The organism is Streptomyces sp. CLV115, assembly GCF_038448545.1.
Lineage (GTDB): Bacteria > Actinomycetota > Actinomycetes > Streptomycetales > Streptomycetaceae > Streptomyces > Streptomyces sanglieri.
Map to the genome: position 1 here is coordinate 1 of NZ_JBCEWQ010000425.1, position 443 is coordinate 443.

General features: G+C 72.2%; 1 protein-coding gene. It reads right to left on the minus strand.

Features of this window, described 5'->3' with window-relative positions:
- Nucleotides 1–443 (minus strand): SDR family NAD(P)-dependent oxidoreductase (locus tag AADR41_RS42470; RefSeq protein ID WP_342287820.1); only part of this gene is annotated, 443 nt, incomplete at both ends.

Sequence of the window (443 nt, forward strand, 5' to 3'; positions counted from 1 at the left end):
GCTCGTCGCTGACGTCGACCTCTTCGCCCCAGGCGGCCGGAGCTCCTATGAGCCGGGCCAACTCGGCCGTTCTGGCGGCGCCCTCCGCGTCCCGGTCCACGGCCACCACGCGGGCGCCCGCCTCGGCGAAAGCGAAGGCGGTGGCCCGGCCGATGCCGCCGGCCGCGCCCGTCACCAGAACCAGCCGGCCGCCGAACCGGTCCGCGTACGCCCCGGTCGGCGCGGTGTCCTCCACCGGACGGCCGCTTTCCTCGGCGGCCTCGTTGGTGGCGACGAACTCACTGATCCAGGAGGCGAGCTGGTCCGGCCTGGTGCGCGGCACCCAGTGTTTGCCTTCGAGAGTGCGGCGCACCAACTCCGGTGCCCAGAGCTCAAGCTGGTCGTACAGCTTCTCCGAGAGGAAGACGTCACCGGTCGGGGTGATCAGCTGGACGGGCACATGG